The organism is Pseudarthrobacter phenanthrenivorans (assembly GCF_036455295.1).
In the GTDB taxonomy this organism is placed as follows: Bacteria; Actinomycetota; Actinomycetes; order Actinomycetales; family Micrococcaceae; genus Arthrobacter; species Arthrobacter phenanthrenivorans_C.
Genome location: NZ_JAYXNX010000038.1, coordinates 1 through 1,437, shown reverse-complemented (window position 1 = coordinate 1,437; position 1,437 = coordinate 1). Strand labels below are relative to the sequence as shown.

1 protein-coding gene and 1 pseudogene are annotated in these 1,437 nt (G+C 68.5%); one reads left to right on the top strand and one right to left on the bottom strand.

Features of this window, described 5'->3' with window-relative positions; genetic code table 11:
* Positions 1 to 196: 196 nt before the first annotated feature.
* Positions 197 to 838, top strand: a complete 642-nt coding sequence (nboR, locus tag VXJ37_RS21005) for a nicotine blue oxidoreductase (RefSeq protein WP_331324929.1) — start codon at positions 197 to 199, stop codon at positions 836 to 838.
* Between the two features lie 109 nt (positions 839 to 947).
* Here the strand turns inward: nboR and VXJ37_RS21000 are convergent.
* Positions 948 to 1,437: pseudogene (locus tag VXJ37_RS21000) on the bottom strand (HNH endonuclease signature motif containing protein); the annotation flags it as partial.

The following is a 1,437-nucleotide window of genomic DNA, read 5'->3' as shown; positions in this document are numbered from 1 at the left end:
AGCAGCCCGCCGCTACTTCAAAAACGACACCCACTCCATCGTGGTGAAAGTGCTGCAGATGCTGGCCGCGAGGGGCGAAGTGGAAGCAGGCGCCCCCTTGTACGCCATGGACCGGTACAAGCTCCTGGATGTCAACGCCGGCACCACCGGCGGGGCAGGCGGGGACGCCTGACCTTCAATCCCATAGGGTGCAGCTATGGGCGACAGTTACGGGACAGGCTCCGCGGGAACCAGGACCACCGGGGTGGTGCTGGCCGCGGGCGCCGGTACCAGGCTGGGTTTGGGGCCGAAGGCTCTGCTTCCATTCCGCGGACGGCCGCTCGTGGAAGCCATCACCAAGGCACTGCTCGGCGGCGGCTGCCGCGAAACGGTGGTGGTCCTCGGCGCCGGTGCCGCCCAGGTTGAAACTGCCGCCAAGCTGGACGGCTGCCGGCTGGTGACTAACCCGGACTGGGAATCAGGAATGGGCAGTTCCTTCCTGCTCGGGAACCGCGCCGCGGATCCGGCAGACCACCTCCTGATCGCCTTGGTGGACCAGCCTGGCCTGACCCGTGAAACAGTCGCGCGGCTGCTGGCCCGGCACCGCCCCGGACGCATCACCGCCGCCGCGTACCGCCGTCGTGATTCCAACGACGGCGGTGAGGCGGCGCTCGTCCGAGGGCACCCGCTGCTCATCGACGCTTCCCTGCGCGGAGCCGTGAGTGCAACGGTGACGGGTGACGCCGGGGCGCGCGGCTTCCTGCGGAGCCATCCGGACCTTGTGGATGAGGTGGACTGCAGCGACCAGTCCACCGGCGAGGACGTGGATACGCCAGACCAGCTGGGCCTGCTCAGCTAGCCCCGATAGCGGTCAGGCGTGGGCGCGGAGANACTGCAGCGACCAGTCCACCGGCGAGGACGTGGATACGCCAGACCAGCTGGGCCTGCTCAGCTAGCCCCGATAGCGGTCAGGCGTGGGCGCGGAGAAACCGTTCCAGGGCATCCTCCCAGGGGGACCCGCGGTGATGAACGACGTCGATGCTGCCCGGCCACCTTCCATCCCGCCACAGTCGGTCCGGCCACAGTCGGTCCGGCCACTGTCGGTCCGGCCAGTGGGGTGGTTCCCAGTCCTGGTGTTCACTTTGGTAATGCCGGCCGGTGGGTGAGGTCCAGCCGGGTGGTTCGTCCTTGCTGGCCCGGCTGGGTTTCCAGCCGGTGGTGTGGCGGAGTTTGTGGTGTTTCGGGCAGGGCTGCCCCAAGTTGCTGATCCCAGTAGTCCCGCCGTTGGCCCAGGCGAGGATGTGGTCGGCGTCGTTGTCCAGGGAGTTGTTGCTGCACCCCGGGAAAGGACACTTGCCGTCCCGCAACCGCAGCCAGGCCCGCATCGCCCCGCTCACCCGGTAACGCGTCCGCCCGATCTCCAACGGCGCCCCATCCCTCGGATCCACCAACACCCGG

Excerpts from the sequence above, each read along its gene's own strand:
- nboR (WP_331324929.1), top strand. The coding sequence starts at position 197 with ATGGGCGACAGTTACGGGACAGGCTCCGCGGGAACCAGGACCACCGGG.